This is a genomic window from Micromonospora sp. WMMD723 (assembly GCF_049863385.1).
Taxonomy (GTDB): domain Bacteria; phylum Actinomycetota; class Actinomycetes; order Mycobacteriales; family Micromonosporaceae; genus Micromonospora; species Micromonospora wenchangensis.
On record NZ_JBMKNR010000001.1, the window covers coordinates 4392587 to 4406091 of the forward strand.

16 protein-coding genes are annotated in these 13505 nt (G+C 74.4%); 10 read left to right on the forward strand and 6 right to left on the reverse strand.

Translation table 11 applies throughout. The features are described from left to right. Nucleotides 1-8 precede the first annotated feature (8 nt). Nucleotides 9-1235 (reverse strand): cysteine desulfurase-like protein, encoded by a 1227-nt coding sequence (locus ACN261_RS19405; protein WP_425851436.1) that lies wholly within the window; start codon nucleotides 1233-1235, stop codon nucleotides 9-11. Between the two features lie 79 nt (nucleotides 1236-1314). Between ACN261_RS19405 and ACN261_RS19410 the strand changes: the two genes are divergently transcribed. From ACN261_RS19410 to ACN261_RS19440, 7 genes are all read left to right on the forward strand, one after another. Next, the gene (locus tag ACN261_RS19410) at nucleotides 1315-1677 is read left to right on the forward strand and encodes a hypothetical protein (RefSeq protein ID WP_204927662.1); all 363 of its coding nucleotides are present in this window, start codon (nucleotides 1315-1317) and stop codon (nucleotides 1675-1677) included. A 60-nt stretch (nucleotides 1678-1737) separates the two neighbouring features. Further along, nucleotides 1738-2559 (forward strand): DUF1206 domain-containing protein, encoded by an 822-nt coding sequence (locus ACN261_RS19415; RefSeq protein ID WP_357935593.1) that lies wholly within the window; start codon nucleotides 1738-1740, stop codon nucleotides 2557-2559. 80 nt (nucleotides 2560-2639) lie between these two features. Next, the gene (locus ACN261_RS19420) at nucleotides 2640-3878 is read left to right on the forward strand and encodes a mechanosensitive ion channel family protein (protein WP_204927660.1); all 1239 of its coding nucleotides are present in this window, start codon (nucleotides 2640-2642) and stop codon (nucleotides 3876-3878) included. A gap of 228 nt (nucleotides 3879-4106) precedes the next feature. Further along, nucleotides 4107-4541 carry a phage holin family protein gene (locus tag ACN261_RS19425; protein WP_204927659.1) on the forward strand — a complete coding sequence of 145 codons (435 nt, stop codon included), beginning with the start codon at nucleotides 4107-4109 and terminating at the stop codon, nucleotides 4539-4541. Beyond that, nucleotides 4538-4897, forward strand: coding sequence for a DUF3618 domain-containing protein (locus tag ACN261_RS19430; protein WP_377687554.1), 360 nt, complete (start codon nucleotides 4538-4540; stop codon nucleotides 4895-4897). Before ACN261_RS19425 ends, ACN261_RS19430 begins: the two co-directional genes overlap by 4 nt. Continuing rightward, complete coding sequence (locus ACN261_RS19435) at nucleotides 4894-5166, forward strand: DUF4235 domain-containing protein (RefSeq protein ID WP_204961321.1); 273 nt, start codon at nucleotides 4894-4896, stop codon at nucleotides 5164-5166. Before ACN261_RS19430 ends, ACN261_RS19435 begins: the two co-directional genes overlap by 4 nt. A gap of 350 nt (nucleotides 5167-5516) precedes the next feature. Beyond that, a complete protein-coding gene (locus tag ACN261_RS19440; protein WP_011905669.1) occupies nucleotides 5517-5720 on the forward strand; it encodes a cold-shock protein in 204 nt (67 codons plus the stop codon). A gap of 199 nt (nucleotides 5721-5919) precedes the next feature. Here ACN261_RS19440 and ACN261_RS19445 read toward each other — a convergent pair whose 3' ends face one another. Then, the gene (locus ACN261_RS19445) at nucleotides 5920-6114 is read right to left on the reverse strand and encodes a hypothetical protein (RefSeq protein ID WP_204927656.1); all 195 of its coding nucleotides are present in this window, start codon (nucleotides 6112-6114) and stop codon (nucleotides 5920-5922) included. Nucleotides 6115-6202: 88 nt separating this feature from the next. Continuing rightward, nucleotides 6203-7186, reverse strand: a complete 984-nt coding sequence (locus ACN261_RS19450) for an aldo/keto reductase (protein ID WP_204927726.1) — start codon at nucleotides 7184-7186, stop codon at nucleotides 6203-6205. A gap of 85 nt (nucleotides 7187-7271) precedes the next feature. Here ACN261_RS19450 and ACN261_RS19455 point away from each other — a divergent pair, with 85 nt between their 5' ends. Next, nucleotides 7272-8066, forward strand: coding sequence for a trans-aconitate 2-methyltransferase (locus tag ACN261_RS19455; protein WP_425853627.1), 795 nt, complete (start codon nucleotides 7272-7274; stop codon nucleotides 8064-8066). Then, the gene (locus ACN261_RS19460) at nucleotides 8063-9082 is read left to right on the forward strand and encodes an adenosine deaminase (protein ID WP_421486739.1); all 1020 of its coding nucleotides are present in this window, start codon (nucleotides 8063-8065) and stop codon (nucleotides 9080-9082) included. The genes ACN261_RS19455 and ACN261_RS19460 overlap by 4 nt, the downstream gene beginning before the upstream one ends. 226 nt (nucleotides 9083-9308) lie before the next feature. Here ACN261_RS19460 and ACN261_RS19465 read toward each other — a convergent pair whose 3' ends face one another. Both ACN261_RS19465 and ACN261_RS19470 read right to left on the reverse strand, forming a co-directional pair. Further along, nucleotides 9309-10712 (reverse strand): HAMP domain-containing sensor histidine kinase, encoded by a 1404-nt coding sequence (locus ACN261_RS19465; protein ID WP_421486740.1) that lies wholly within the window; start codon nucleotides 10710-10712, stop codon nucleotides 9309-9311. 29 nt (nucleotides 10713-10741) lie between these two features. After that, entirely contained in the window at nucleotides 10742-11431 is a 690-nt protein-coding gene (locus ACN261_RS19470) for a response regulator transcription factor (RefSeq protein WP_204927653.1), read from the reverse strand. A 73-nt stretch (nucleotides 11432-11504) separates the two neighbouring features. On the opposite strand from ACN261_RS19470, the gene ACN261_RS19475 reads away from it, so the two are divergent. After that, nucleotides 11505-12428 carry an ADP-ribosylglycohydrolase family protein gene (locus ACN261_RS19475; RefSeq protein WP_425851442.1) on the forward strand — a complete coding sequence of 308 codons (924 nt, stop codon included), beginning with the start codon at nucleotides 11505-11507 and terminating at the stop codon, nucleotides 12426-12428. 9 nt (nucleotides 12429-12437) lie between these two features. Here the strand turns inward: ACN261_RS19475 and ACN261_RS19480 are convergent, their stop codons facing one another. Beyond that, on the reverse strand, nucleotides 12438-13301 hold the full coding sequence (locus tag ACN261_RS19480) for a DUF1775 domain-containing protein (RefSeq protein WP_425851444.1): 864 nt from the start codon (nucleotides 13299-13301) through the stop codon (nucleotides 12438-12440). Nucleotides 13302-13505 lie beyond the last annotated feature (204 nt).

The window sequence follows — 13505 nt, forward strand, 5'->3', positions numbered from 1 at the left end:
CCGCCCGCTCAGCGGTCCGCCGGTTCCCCCTGCTCGGCCAGCCGGTCCAGCTCGGCCAGCAGCCGGTCCACCTCGTCGACGGTGTTGTAGTGGTAGACGCTCGCCCGTACCGCCCCGCCGCTGTCCCGCAGGCCGAGCGCCTGGAAGTACTCGTAGGCGTAGTAGTCCCCACTGGACAGGCAGAGCCCGGCGGCCCCCAACGCGGCGGCCAGCCCGGCCGGCGTCCACCCGGCCAGCCGGAACGACACCGTCGGGCAGCGCCGCACGCCGGCCGGCAGGACGGCGACCGCCGGCCGGGCGGCCAGCCCTTCGGCCAGCCGGGCGAACAGCGTCCCCTCGTGATCCTGCGCGGCGGCCAGCCCGGCGCGGACCCGGGCCCGCCGGTCACCGGTGGCCGTCGGGTCCAGCCCGGCCAGGTGGTCGACGGCGGCGGCCACCCCGGCGAGCAGCGGGAAGCTCGGCGTGCCGGCCTCGAACCGGTCGGGCACCGCGTCGGAGGAGGGGACCAGCTTGGCCGGGCGCAGCCCCGCCCACCGGGCCGGGTCGGCCACCACCGCGGCCAGGTGCGGCCCGGACCACTTGTAGGCGCTGGTGACGAGGAAGTCGGCACCCGTGGCGGCCAGGTCGGTGGGGCCGTGCGGCACCGAGTGCACCCCGTCCACGCAGACCAGCGCGCCGGCCGCGTGGGCCGTCGCGGCGATCGCCGCCACGTCCGGCATGGTGCCGGTGGCGTTGCTGCCGGCGGTCACCGCCACCAGCCGGGTCCGCGCGCCGACCAGGTCGGCGTACTGCCCGGCGGGCAGCTCACCGGTGGCCGGGTCGAACTCGGCCCAGCGTACGGTCGCCCCCGCCGCCTCGGCCGCCTGCACCCAGGGCCGCACGTTGGCGTCGTGGTCGAGCCGGGAGACCACCACCTCGTCCCCGGGGCCCCAGTCCGCGCCCAGCGTCCGGGCCAGCGTGTACGTCAGCGCGGTCGCGCTCGGCCCGAGCACCACCCCGTCCGGTGCGACGCCCAGCAGGTCGGCCACCGCGGTGCGGGCCCCCGCCACCAGCTCCAGCGACCGGCGGCCGGGCAGGAAGGCGGTGCTGCGGTTGCCCACGGCGATGCGCATCGCCTCGGCCACCGCGTCGATCACCGTCCGGGGGGTCTGGGTGCCACCGGCACCGTCGAAGTGGGCGAAACCCTCGGCGAGCGCGGGGTACGCGGCCCGGGTACGGGTGATGTCGAACGGCATGCCCGGACCCTAGCCCGCCGGACCGACCCGAAGATCCACCCGGGTGGCGGGGTGGGCTGCGTCTCGTACCCTTGGTGGGGTGACGAAGCGAAGCGCCACCACCCCCACCCCCCTCCGGCGGACCGCCGGCCTGCTGGCCGGCCTGGCGCTCGGCGTGGCCGTGCTGGCCGGATGCAGCTCGGACGGCGCCGACACCGACTGTGGCCTGGACGCCTGCACGGTCACCTTCGACCGGGGTGTCGACGCCCGCGCCTCCATCCTCGGCGTCGAGGCGAAGCTGATCGGCGCGCAGGGCGACCAGGTGACCGTCGAGGTCGCCGGCGAGCAGCTCTCGTTGACCATCGGCCAGCAGGCCACCGAGGTGGGTGGCTTCGCGGTCACCCTGGACAGCGTCACCGACCAACAGGTGCAGATCCGGGTGTCGCGCAACGCCGGCGGCTGACCTGCACGCCGGGCGCGGGCACCACGTTTGGGGATCTTCCCGAACGGAGATTGTGGGCCCATGTCACTCACCCGGAACGCCGAAGCCACCGCTAGCCGCACCGCGGACAGCCGCTGGCTGGAACTCCTCGCCCGGGCCGGTTTCATCGGCTACGGGATCGTCCACCTGCTCTTCGCCTGGATCATCCTCCAGATCGCCTTCGCCGGTTCCGGCGAGGAGGGCAACCAGAACGGGGCGCTGCGTGCCCTGGGCGCCCAGCCGATGGGCAAGTTCCTGCTGATCGCGATCGCCGTCGGCCTGATCGCGATGGCCATCTGGCAGGCGCTGGAGGCGGCCGTCGGCCACCACGCCAAGCGCGGCAAGGAACGTCTCTTCGAGCGGATCGCCTCGGTCGTCCGCACCGTCGTCTTCCTCTGGCTCGCCTGGACCTCCATCCAGGTGGTGCAGGACGCCAGCTCCAACAGCGCCGACCAGCAGGAGCAGTTCAGCGAGAAGCTGATGGCCTCCAGCGGCGGCCGTGGTCTGGTCGGGTTCGCCGGCCTGGTGCTCGCCGCCGTCGGCATCGGCATGGTGATCTACGGCTACAAGAAGAAGTTCGAGCGCAACCTCAAGACCAACGAGATGAACGGCAAGACCCGGCAGACGGTCCGCCGGCTGGGCATGGCCGGTTACATCGCCCGGGGCGCGGTGTTCGCCGTCGCCGGTCTGCTGATCGTGGTCGCCGCGATCAACTACGACCCGGAGAAGGCCCGTGGCCTGGACGCCGCGCTGCGGACCCTGCGGGACCAGCCGTACGGGCCGTTCATCCTGGCGCTGATGGCGCTCGGCATCGCCGCCTTCGGGGTCTACTGCTTCTTCCAGTCCCGGTTCCGCAAGATCTGAGCCTGGTCGATACCGGAAACGCCGGGCACCATTGGGCCTTTGCCCGATTGCGATCAGCCCGGCCGGAGGGAGACAACCACGTGCAGGACTACCTCGAGACGATCGCCGCCGCGGCCACCGCGGCGGCGATCGCTCTGTTGCTCGTCGAGGTGGTACACCGGCTGATCCGCCGGCTCGGCCGGCGGTCCCACCTGATGACGGAGTTGACCGCGCACGTCCACCGGCCGTTGCAGGTGGCCGGCACGGTGGTGGCCGTCCAGTTCGCGGTCCGCTGGACCACCGGCTACGCGGTGGGCACCGGGTGGCGGCAGGCCGTGCTGCACATCCTGGTGCTGGGGGTGGTCGCCGCGGTGGCCTGGCTGGTCGCCTCCCTGCTGGTGGTGGCGGAGGACACCGCGCTGGCCCGGTTCCTGCGGGTTGACGTGCCCGACAACCGGCACGTCCGGCGGGTACGCACCCAGGTGGTGCTGCTGCGCCGGCTGACCATCGTGGTGATCGTGGTGCTCGCCGTCGGCGTGATGCTGATGACCTTCCCGGCGGTACGCGGCGTCGGCGCGGGCGTGCTCACCAGCGCCGGTGTGGTCGGTGTGGTCGCCGCGCTGGCCGCGCAGAGCCTGCTCGGCAACGTCATCGCCGGCCTCCAGCTCGCCTTCAGCGACGCCGTCCGCCTCGACGACGTGGTGGTGGTCGAGGGGGAGTGGGGCCGGATCGAGGAGCTGACGCTCAGCTACGTGGTGGTCCAGATCTGGGACGACCGGCGACTGATCCTGCCCACCTCCTACTTCACCAGCACCCCGTTCCAGAACTGGACCCGGACCGAGGCGGCGGTGCTCGGCACTGCCGAGTTCCACCTCGACTGGTCGGTGCCGGTGCAGTCGATGCGGGAGGAGCTGCGCCGGCTGGTCGAGAGCACCGACCTGTGGGACGGCCGGGTGTGCGTGCTCCAGGTCACCGACGCCACCGGCGGTGCGATCAAGGTGCGTGCCCTGGTCAGCGCCGCCGACGCCGGCAGCCTGTGGGACCTGCGCTGCCTGGTGCGGGAGCACCTGGTCGGCTGGGTCCGCGACCACCGGCCGACCGCGCTGCCCCGGACCCGCGCCGAGGTGGGCGACGGCGCCGGCAACCTGCCGTGGCAGTGGGTGCCGCCGCGGCGTCAGGTCCGCCGCCGCGCCGAGGGCGAGCTGCCCGACGACGCCCGGGTCTTCGGCGGCAGCGACGACGGCGATGCCCGCAGCGAGGCGTTCGTCGGCCCGGACCAGGACGCCCGGGGCGAGGCCGTCACCGTCGGGGCGGACCCGGGGGGCGACGCCCGCCGCTGAGCCACCCACAGCCCCGTCCCGCCCCCGTGACCGCCGGTCGCGGGGGCGGAGCCATCCCCAGCCCCGACGAGCCCCGCGACTGCCGGTCGCGGCGCTCGTCGTACCCGCTTCGGCGTTTTGCCGGACGCCCCGGCCCGACCTGCGGTCAGATGTGGTTGGTCACCGTGCGCAGGATTGACGGACGGCGGCTCCGGGCATACAGCGCGGTGATGACGAAAGGAGGACAGCATGGCTGACGTCGCGAACCACCGTACGTCCCGGACCGGGAGCGAGCCGTCCACCGCCGAACTGGTGCAGCGGGCCACCGAGCAGGTCTCCCGACTGGTCCGGGACGAGCTGGCCCTGGCCCGCGCGGAACTGACCCAGAAGGGCAAGCACGCCGGGATCGGGATCGGCCTCTTCGGCGGCGGCGGGGCGCTGGCCCTGTACGGCCTCGGCGCACTGGTCACCGCCGCGATCCTGCTGCTGGCCCTGGTGCTGCCCGCGTGGGCGGCGGCGCTGATCGTGGCGGTGGTGCTCTTCCTCGTCGCCGGGGTGCTCGCCCTGGTGGGGAAGAAGCAGGTCAGCCACGCGGTCCCCCCGATGCCGGAGGCGACGGTCCGCAGCGTCCGCGCGGACGTGGACACGGTCGCCGCCGCGGTGAAGGACAGGGGACGGGCATGACCGGCACGACAGGCAGCAACGGCAACGGCACCGGCGACACCGAGGCGCTGCGCGAGGAGATCCGGCGCACCCGGGTGGAGCTGGGCGAGACCATGGAACTGCTGGCCGCCAAGGCCGACGTCAAGGCCCGGCTGAAGGACTCGGCGGAGCAGGCGAAGGAGCGGGTGCGCGAGCAGGCGGCGCTGACCGTGGCCCGGGTACGCGGCCAGGCGGCCCAGAGCGTCGACCACGCGCGGGCCCAGGCGTACGACACGTCGGTGGCGGTGCGGCGCGATCCGGTGCCGTGGGCGACGATAGCGGCAGGCGCGGTGGCCGCCGTGGTGGTGTTGTTGATCGTTCGGGGGAGGCGCAGGTGAGCAAGGGCATCGGCAGGACCGCGTACAAGCCGGTCGGGGTGGTGCTGGGACTGGCGGCGGGCGCGCTGGCCGGAATGATCTTCCGGCAGGTGTGGAAGGCGACCGCCGGGGACGGCGAGGCGCCCAACCCCACCGACGAGGACCGCCGCTGGGGCGAGATCCTCGCGGCGGCGGCGTTGCAGGGGGCGATCTTCTCGGTCGTCCGGGCGGCGGTGGACCGGGGTGGCGCGGTCGGCGTCCGGCGGCTGACCGGGCGCTGGCCCGACTGACCCGTCCCGACCGGCCGTAACCCCGGTGACCAGCCGCGACGGCTGTCCTACCGGATGGTGACGACGACCTGTGGCCCCCCGTACGCATCGACGGACGGGGGGCCTTTCGCCCGGGTCGGGACGACCCGGCCAGCGTGCGTCGGGCATCCGTCAGGTCACATGTCGGAGAATTTCGTCGATTAGGCTGTGCAAGGTTTTTGGGTACGTGGTTTGCTGATCCCCGCTGTTGCGAGACGGTGTCGGCACGGAGCGGTCTCCCGCTGTGGGGGGCCCGCCCGGGTCGTCGCCGCCCGCACACGGCCAATCGGCCGCACAGCGTGCTCGGCCGCCGGTTTTAGAAGGAGATACACATGGCGCAGGGAACCGTGAAGTGGTTCAACGCTGACAAGGGCTTCGGCTTCATCACCGTCGACGGCGGGGGTGCTGACGTGTTCGTCCACTTCTCGGCCATCCAGACCAGCGGCTACCGCACGCTGGAGGAGAACCAGCGGGTGGAGTTCGAGATCGCCCAGGGTCAGAAGGGTCCGCAGGCCGAGCAGGTCCGCCCCCTCTGAGCGAAGTCGGTCGGCATTCGCCGGCCCGGGTGGTCCGGCCAGCCGGATCGACGAGAAGCCCCGTGTCCTTCCGGACGCGGGGCTTTCCGCATCCCCGGACGCGGGGCTTCCGCATCGGTCCCGCCCCCCGTCGGCGTGCCGGGCCACAGCCCGGCACGCCCGTCAGGGGCAGCCGCCGGCCCGCAGTTCGTCGGGCCGGTCAGGGCAGCCGGCGGGCTCGCAGGCCACGCCAGAGCAGCACCAGGCCGGCCAGCACCAGCAGCGGCCCGACGACGGCCCACAGCCGCTCGTCGCTCATCAGGCTGCCGTCGACGTAGCCGAGGCCCTGGACCGTCCAGACGGCGCCGACCACCACGGCCAGCAGGCCCAGGGTGAGCGTGAGCCATCCCCTCACCGGTCCCCCCTCCGTGGGCCGGTCGACCCGGCCCGGTCACCAGGATGCCGGCCGGACGGCACCGACGCGACGACCCGGCCGGCGTGGCTCACCACCGGTCGTGCACCCGGGGGCGGACCAGCTCGTCGTAGACCGACCGGACGGTGTCCAGCTCGGCCCCGGTGAGCGCGGGGGACCCGGCCGCGGCGGCGTTGCCCCGGGCCTGCTCCGGGTTGCGGGCGCCGGGGATGACCACGGTCACCCCGGGCTGGTCGATGACCCAGCGCAGGGCGAACTGCGCCATCGTGCGCCCGTCGCCGACCAGTGGGGCGAGCCGGCGCACCACGGTCAGGCCGAGGTCGAAGTCGACGCCGGAGAAGGTCTCGCCGACGTCGAAGCTCTCCCCGTGCCGGTTGTAGGTGCGGTGGTCGTCGGCGGCGAAGGTGGTGTGCTCGTCGTAGCGGCCGGAGAGCAGGCCGCTGGCCAGCGGCACCCGGGCGATGATCCCGACGCCGGCCGCGGCGGCGGCCGGCAGCACCTCGTCGAGGGGCTTGAGCCGGACCGCGTTCAGGATGATCTGGACGCTGGCCACCCCCGGCCGGGCGATCGCGGTGAGCGCCTGGTCGCAGGTCTCGACGCTGACGCCGTACCCGGCGATGCGCTTCTCGGCGACGAGGGTGTCGAGGCCGTCGAAGACCCGGTCGTCGGCGAAGACCTCGGTGGGCGGGCAGTGCAGCTGCACCAGGTCGAGGGTGTCCACGTCGAGGTTGGCCCGGGACCTGTCGGTCCAGGCCCGGAAGTTGTCCAGGGTGTACGCCTGCGGCGTCTGCTCGACCCGGCGGCCCATCTTGGTGGCGACGGTGAGCCCGTGCCCGGGGTTGTCCCGCAGGAACCGCCCGATCAGCTGTTCGCTGCGGCCGTCGCCGTAGACGTCGGCGGTGTCGAGGAAGGTGACGCCGGACTCCACGGCGGCGGCGAGGACGGCCAGGGCGTCGCTCTCGCTGACCTGTCCCCAGTCCGCGCCGAGCTGCCAGGCACCGAGGCCGACCACACCCACCTGCCGGCCGAGCCGGTCGAAGCTGCGCTGTTCCATGCCGTCGAGCCTAGTGACCTGCTTGCCGGGGCGCAGCGCCGGCCGTACCTTGTAACAAAACGTACGTACGGTTTGGGGGTTGGTCATGTGGGATCCGGGCACGTACCTGCGCTACGACGACGAGCGGTCCCGCCCGTTCCACGACCTGCTGGCCCGGGTCGACGCCGACCGGCCACGCGCGGTGGTCGACCTCGGTTGCGGTCCGGGCACCCTCACCGCGACCCTCGCCCGACGCTGGCCGGACGCCCGGATCAGCGGCCTGGACTCCTCCCCGGAGATGATCGGGCGGGCCCGGACACTCGACACCACCGTCGACTTCACCGTCGGCGACGTCACCGACTGGCGGCCCACCCCCGACGTGGACGTGCTGGTCGCCAATGCCGTGCTGCAGTGGGTGCCCGACCACCCGGCCCTGCTGCGCCGCTGGGCGCACGCGCTGCCGCCCGGCGGCTGGCTGGCGTTCCAGGTGCCCGGCAACTTCACCGGCCCCTCGCACCGGGCGCTCCGGGAGGTCGCCGAAGACCCCCGCTGGGCGGCCACCGTCCGGCCGCTGCTACGCGAGGACCCCGTCGACGACCCGGTCGGGTACGCCACCGCGCTGACCGCCGCCGGCTGCGCGGTCGACGCCTGGGAGACCACCTACCTGCACCGGCTGCCCGCCCCCGCCGACGCCGAACACCCCGTGCTGACCTGGTTGGACGGCACCGCCCTGCGCCCCGTGCGGGCCGTGCTGGACGACACCGCCCTCGCCGGTTTCCGCGCCGCGCTGGAGAACCTGTTGGCCCGCGCGTACCCGGTACGGCAGGGTCAGGTGTACTTCCCGTTCCGTCGGATCTTCGTGGTCGCCCGTACGGGTGCCCGGCACAAGGAGCCGCAGTGACCGACCTGTCCGCCTTCATCGCCGAACTGCCCAAAGTGGAGCTGCATGTACACCACGTGGGCTCCGCGTCCCCCCGGATCGTCGCCGAACTGGCCGCCCGGCACGAGGGACGCAGTCCCGTACCGGCGGACCCGGACGCCCTCGCCGACTACTTCGCGTTCCGCGACTTCGCCCACTTCATCGAGATCTACCTCAGCGTCGTCGACCTGATCCGCGACCCCGACGACGTCTGGCTGCTCACCCACGAGGTGGCCCGGGAACTGGCCCGCCAGCAGGTCCGCTACGCCGAGCTGACCGTCACCCCCTACTCGCACGTGCGCCGGGGCATCCCCGCACCGGCGTTCTGCGAGGCCATCGAGGACGCCCGCCGCCGTGCCGAGGCCGACTTCGGCATCGCGCTGCGCTGGTGCTTCGACATCCCCGGCGAGGCCGGCCTGCCGGCGGCCGAGGAGACCCTGCGGATCAGCCTCGACGAGCGCCCCGACGGGCTGGTCGCCTTCGGTCTCGGCGGCCCCGAGGTCGGGGTGCCCCGGCCGCAGTTCAAGCCGTACTTCGACCAGGCGCGGGCGGCCGGGCTGCGGTCCGTGCCGCACGCCGGGGAGACCACCGGCCCGCAGACCGTCTGGGACGCCCTGCGCGAGCTGGGCGCCGAGCGGATCGGCCACGGCATCTCCGCCGCCCAGGACCCGGAGCTGTTGGCGTACCTGGCCGAGCGGCGCATCCCGCTTGAGGTCTGCCCGACGTCCAACGTACGGACCCGGGCCGTCGCCCGGATCGAGGAGCACCCGCTGCGGCGACTCGTCGACGCGGGGGTGCGGGTCACCATCAACTCCGACGACCCGCCGATGTTCGGCACCACCCTCAACGACGAGTACGCCGTCGCCGCCCGGCTGCTCGACGCCGGCCCCGACGGGCTCGCCGCACTGGCCAGGGAGGCGGTGTCCGCGTCGTTCCTCGACCCGGCCGGACAGGCCCGGATCATCGCCGAGATCGACGCCTTCGTGGCGACCCGCTGAACCGTCACGGGTGACCGGGAAGAGTGGTGTACACGCGGCGGGAGCTGGTGTGGGGGACCGTGCCCCCGCCGCGCGTACCGATCCACCGGCCGGTGGGTGTCAGGGGCGACAGGCCGGTGGAACCGATGGGTTCGGCCCCGATCCTGTCAGCCCGCCGGCCCCGCGTCGCCGTCGTTAATCCGGATCTAAGGAAACCTTGCGCCACAGCACAGTCAGCGCCGCCCGCTCAGCCGTCGGTGGGCCGCCGCCGGGGCCAGCGGCGGCCCCCGCCCTTCTGCTCCCGGGCCTCCCGCGCCATCCGGCCCACCAACCCGAACCGGTTGACCTGCCGGGGCGTCGCCTGCGGATCGGCCAGCAGCATCACCACGCTCGCCCCGCCCAGGCGGGCCCGGTCGAGGCTGACCGAGCCGTTGGCCTGCAACGCCACCCGCCGCGCGATGTCCAGCCCCAACCCGGTCGAGCCCTGGTCACTGGCCCCGCGCCGCAACGCCCGGTCCGGGTTCGCGATGCCCGGCCCGGCGTCGTCGATCCGGATCGCCACGTACCCGTCCCGGCGGGAGACGGCCACCTCGAACGCGGTGCCCTGCGGGGTGTAACGGAAGACGTTGCCGATCACCGCGTCCAGGGCGGCGGCCAGCTCGGCCCGGGGCACCGGCACCGGAATGCGGAACTGGGCGCCGCTGACCCGGTGCGGGCGGTTCTGGTCGCCGGCCAGCGCCGCCCAGAACACCATCCGGTCCCGGACCACCTCGCTGACGTCGCACTCGGCCGGCCCGGCCTCGTGCGCCACCGCCTTGCGGGTCGTCTTGATCAGCACGTCGATCTCGCCCTCCAGGGTGACGATCGCCTGCCGGATGCGCCTGATCGTCCGCCGCCGGTCCAGCTCCGCCGCGCTGAACGAGCCGACGCTGGTGTCGTCGGAGTCCAGCCCCTCGGCGTCGAGCCGCAGCACCGTCAGCGGGGTACGCAACCGGTGCGACAGGTCCGCCACCAGCTCCCGTTCGTCGGTACGGGCGGCGACCAACCGGTCGGCCATCCGGTTGAACGCGTAGCCCGCCTCGGCCAGCTCGCGCGGGCCGCTCGGCTCGACCCGTACCCCCAGGTCACCGTCGCCCACGGCGAGCGCGGCGCGGACCAGGGCCCGGGTGGAGTCGACCGCCCGCCCGGCGACCCGGTCCACCACGATCACCGCCGCGCCGACCAACGCCACGGCCACCCCGGTGAGCAGCAGCCAGGTGCCGCCCGCCCCCTCGTCGAGGACGGCGTCGGGCACGAAGACCTCGACCACGGCGACCCGGCCGTCGAGCACCACCGGGTCGAGCCGGATCAACCCGCCGTCGACGTCGACCACCCGGGACTGCTCCCCGGCCCGCGCCCGCTCCAGGTCGTCGGCCGACGCCCGGCCGGCCGGCTGCTTCCCGGCCAGGCCGTGCACCACCGGACGGGTCGCCGGGTCGTCCCCGGTCGCCTCGACCGCGCGGCGGACCGCCGCCGGCTCGGCGCTGACGGCGAGCGCGCCGGTGACCAGTGCCCCGCGTCGCGCCGCGTCGGCGAGCGCCTCCTCGCGCACCTCCTCCCGCAGGGTCAACCCGAGCGGGACGAGGAACGCCGACGCGACCAGCGTGCACATGCCGGCCGTCAACGCGGCCAGCGCCGGCCTCAGTCGGGGGCCACCAGCCGGAACCCCACCCCCCGCACGGTGCGCAGGTAGCGCGGCTTCGCCGCGGACTCGCCCATCTTTCGGCGCAGCCAGTACAGGTGCACGTCGATGGTCTGGTCCTCGCCGACCGACGGTTGGCGCCATACCTCCTCCAAGAGTTCCCGCCGGGACACCACCCGGCCGGGCCGCGCCGCCAGATACGCCAACAGGTCGAATTCCTTACGGGTGAGCGCCAGCGGCTCCCCGTCGAGCACCGCGCTGCGCTCACCCACGTCCACCCGCAGCCCACCGACGGAGTGCACGGCCGGCGCGACGGTACGGCTGGCCCGGCCGACCCGGCGCAGCACGGTGGTGATCCGGGCGTCCAGGTGGGCGCCGGTGAACGGTTTGACCATGTAGTCGTCCGCGCCGGCCCGCAGCAGGCGGACCACCGACTGCTCGTCGTCGCGGGCGGTGGCGATGATGATCGGCACGTCGGTGATGCCGCGCAGCATCCGCAGCGCGTCCGAGCCGTCGAGGTCGGGCAGGCCCAGGTCGAGCACGACCAGATCGGGGGTTTCGGCGGCGACCCGACGCAGCGCGTCCAGCGCCGTGCCGACCGCGTGCACCGCGTGCCCCCGTTCACTGAGCGACCGCAGCATCGCGCCACGGACGACGTGGTCGTCTTCGACCAGGAGCACGGTGGCCACGTCAGCACCGTACTGCCCGTGGCAAGTCGGGCGCGTTGCGGCGGATCCGCGAACCGGGCAAAATGGTACGACGATGCCGTTCACCCTGTTTCCCGACGCCCGGCTGGCGTTGGCCCGGGACAGCCTCGCCGGGCTGTCCGTCGGCGACGCCCTCGGTTCGCAGTTCTTCGTACCGGGCCGGCGACCCGACGACCTCGCGGCCGGCCGGCTGCCCCCGCCGCCCTGGCAGTGGACCGACGACACCGAGATGGCCTGCTCGGTGCTCGCCGAACTCGCCATCCACGGCGACGTCGACGCCGACCGGCTGGCGCTGGACTTCGCCACCCGGGCCGAGCCCTACCGGGGCTACGGGCCGGGCGCGGTGAGCATCCTGCGGCTGATCCGCACCGGCACCCCGTGGCCGGTGGCCGCCGCGTCGGCCTTCGACGGCCAGGGCTCCTGCGGCAACGGCGCGGCGATGCGGGTCGCCCCGCTCGGCGCCTGGTACGCCGACTCGACCACCCGCGCGGCGTCCCGCGCCCGGGTCAGCGCCGAGGTTACCCACGCCCACCCGGAGGGGATCGCCGGCGCGGTCGCGGTGGCCGTCGCCGCCTCGCTTGCCGCCCGGGCCCGGCTGGACGGGGAACCCCGCCCCGACGTGGCCCGGCTGCTCACCACCGTCGCCGGGTCGATCGACCCGGCCAGCGCCGTGCACCGGGGGGTACGCCGGGCGATCGGCCTGCTCGGTCGCGACCTCGACGAGGCCGTCGCGGCGCTGGGCAACGGCGCCCGGGTGACCGCCCAGGACACGGTCGCGTTCACCCTCTGGGTGGTCGCCACCCACCTGGCCGACTACCCGGCCGCCATCCGCGCCTGCGTCGAGGCGGGCGGGGACGTCGACACCACCGCCGCGATCGTCGGCGGGATCATCGGCGGCCACACCGGGGTCGGCACGCCCGACGGGGTGCCCGCCGACTGGGTGGCCGCCCGGGAGCCGCTGCCGGACTGGCTGGACTGACCGGTGCGTTCAGCGCGCCGACACCCGCCCGGCGTCGGCGTGGTCGCCCGGGGCGTGCCCGTCGAGCCGCCAGCCCCGCTCGCCGGGGGCGGAGCCGGCCTCCGCCGTCGGGTCGTCGTCCCCCGGGTCGTCGGCGGCGGCCCGACGGCGCGACCGGCTCGCCACCCAGCCGATCGCCGCACCGCCGCCCAACCCGACCAGCAGGCCACCGCCGAGCAGCAGGTCCGCACTGGGGCCGCCCTCGTCGTCGGCCGGTGCGGCGTCGTCGGCCGGGGCAGCCTGGGCGTCCGTCCCGTCGGCCGCGCCACCGTGGTGCCCGGTCGCCGCGCCGGGAGCGGGCGGCACCAGCGTCAGCGTCGGGGCGGGATGCCCGCCGCCGGCCGGGTCGGCCCAACGCACCACCGTCCCGTCGGAGTAGGTCTGCACCACCTCGAAGGTCATCCGGTCGGTCTGCGGCAGCGGCCCCATGGCCACCGAGAGCCGGGCCGGACCCGCCACCGCCGGCCCGGCACCCCGGGTCCAGACCACCGCCGAGGTCACCGTGCTCACCGACGGGGCGTGGATGCCGGCCACCGGCGCTTCCAGTTCGCGGGAGGTGATCAGGGGCGCCCAGCCGTCCACCGACAGCGGATACACCTCACCGATCGGGGCGTCCGGCGGCATCCTGAACTCGATCTTCTCGGTGCGCGCGCCGGGCCGCTGCTCGGGCACCACGAACGTCAGTTCCACCGCGTCGCCCTGTACCGCCTGGCTCGGGCTGGCCGACAGCCCGTCCGCCAGCGCCGCGCCCGGGGCGCCGAACACCCCGGCCGCCACCGCCGCCAGCACCAGCACGCCCCGACGCCGCCGGACGTCACCTCGGGTCGTCGTCATCTTCCGCCCCCATCCGTCTCGCCGTGGCCGACACCGGCTCCGGCCACACCTGGTAGTTCGGACGGCGGGCCGAAAAGGTTCAACGCCGGTGCGGGTCGGCACCGCGACCGGGCTTCCTTTCCCGGCGACCGGGGGCGACGGCGGGACCGATAGCATCGAAGCAGCCGGCGCGTCCGGCCCATCCGTGCCGCCTGCCGTTGAGGA

Excerpts from the sequence above, each read along its gene's own strand:
- ACN261_RS19455 (WP_425853627.1), top strand. The coding sequence starts at position 7,272 with ATGTGGGATCCGGGCACGTACCTGCGCTACGACGACGAGCGGTCCCGC.
- ACN261_RS19465 (WP_421486740.1), bottom strand. The coding sequence starts at position 10,712 with ATGTGCACGCTGGTCGCGTCGGCGTTCCTCGTCCCGCTCGGGTTGACC.
- ACN261_RS19415 (WP_357935593.1), top strand. The coding sequence starts at position 1,738 with ATGTCACTCACCCGGAACGCCGAAGCCACCGCTAGCCGCACCGCGGAC.
- ACN261_RS19450 (WP_204927726.1), bottom strand. The coding sequence starts at position 7,186 with ATGGAACAGCGCAGCTTCGACCGGCTCGGCCGGCAGGTGGGTGTGGTC.
- ACN261_RS19440 (WP_011905669.1), top strand. The coding sequence starts at position 5,517 with ATGGCGCAGGGAACCGTGAAGTGGTTCAACGCTGACAAGGGCTTCGGC.
- ACN261_RS19475 (WP_425851442.1), top strand. The coding sequence starts at position 11,505 with ATGCCGTTCACCCTGTTTCCCGACGCCCGGCTGGCGTTGGCCCGGGAC.
- ACN261_RS19405 (WP_425851436.1), bottom strand. The coding sequence starts at position 1,235 with ATGCCGTTCGACATCACCCGTACCCGGGCCGCGTACCCCGCGCTCGCC.
- ACN261_RS19480 (WP_425851444.1), bottom strand. The coding sequence starts at position 13,301 with ATGACGACGACCCGAGGTGACGTCCGGCGGCGTCGGGGCGTGCTGGTG.
- ACN261_RS19430 (WP_377687554.1), top strand. The coding sequence starts at position 4,538 with ATGACCGGCACGACAGGCAGCAACGGCAACGGCACCGGCGACACCGAG.
- ACN261_RS19425 (WP_204927659.1), top strand. The coding sequence starts at position 4,107 with ATGGCTGACGTCGCGAACCACCGTACGTCCCGGACCGGGAGCGAGCCG.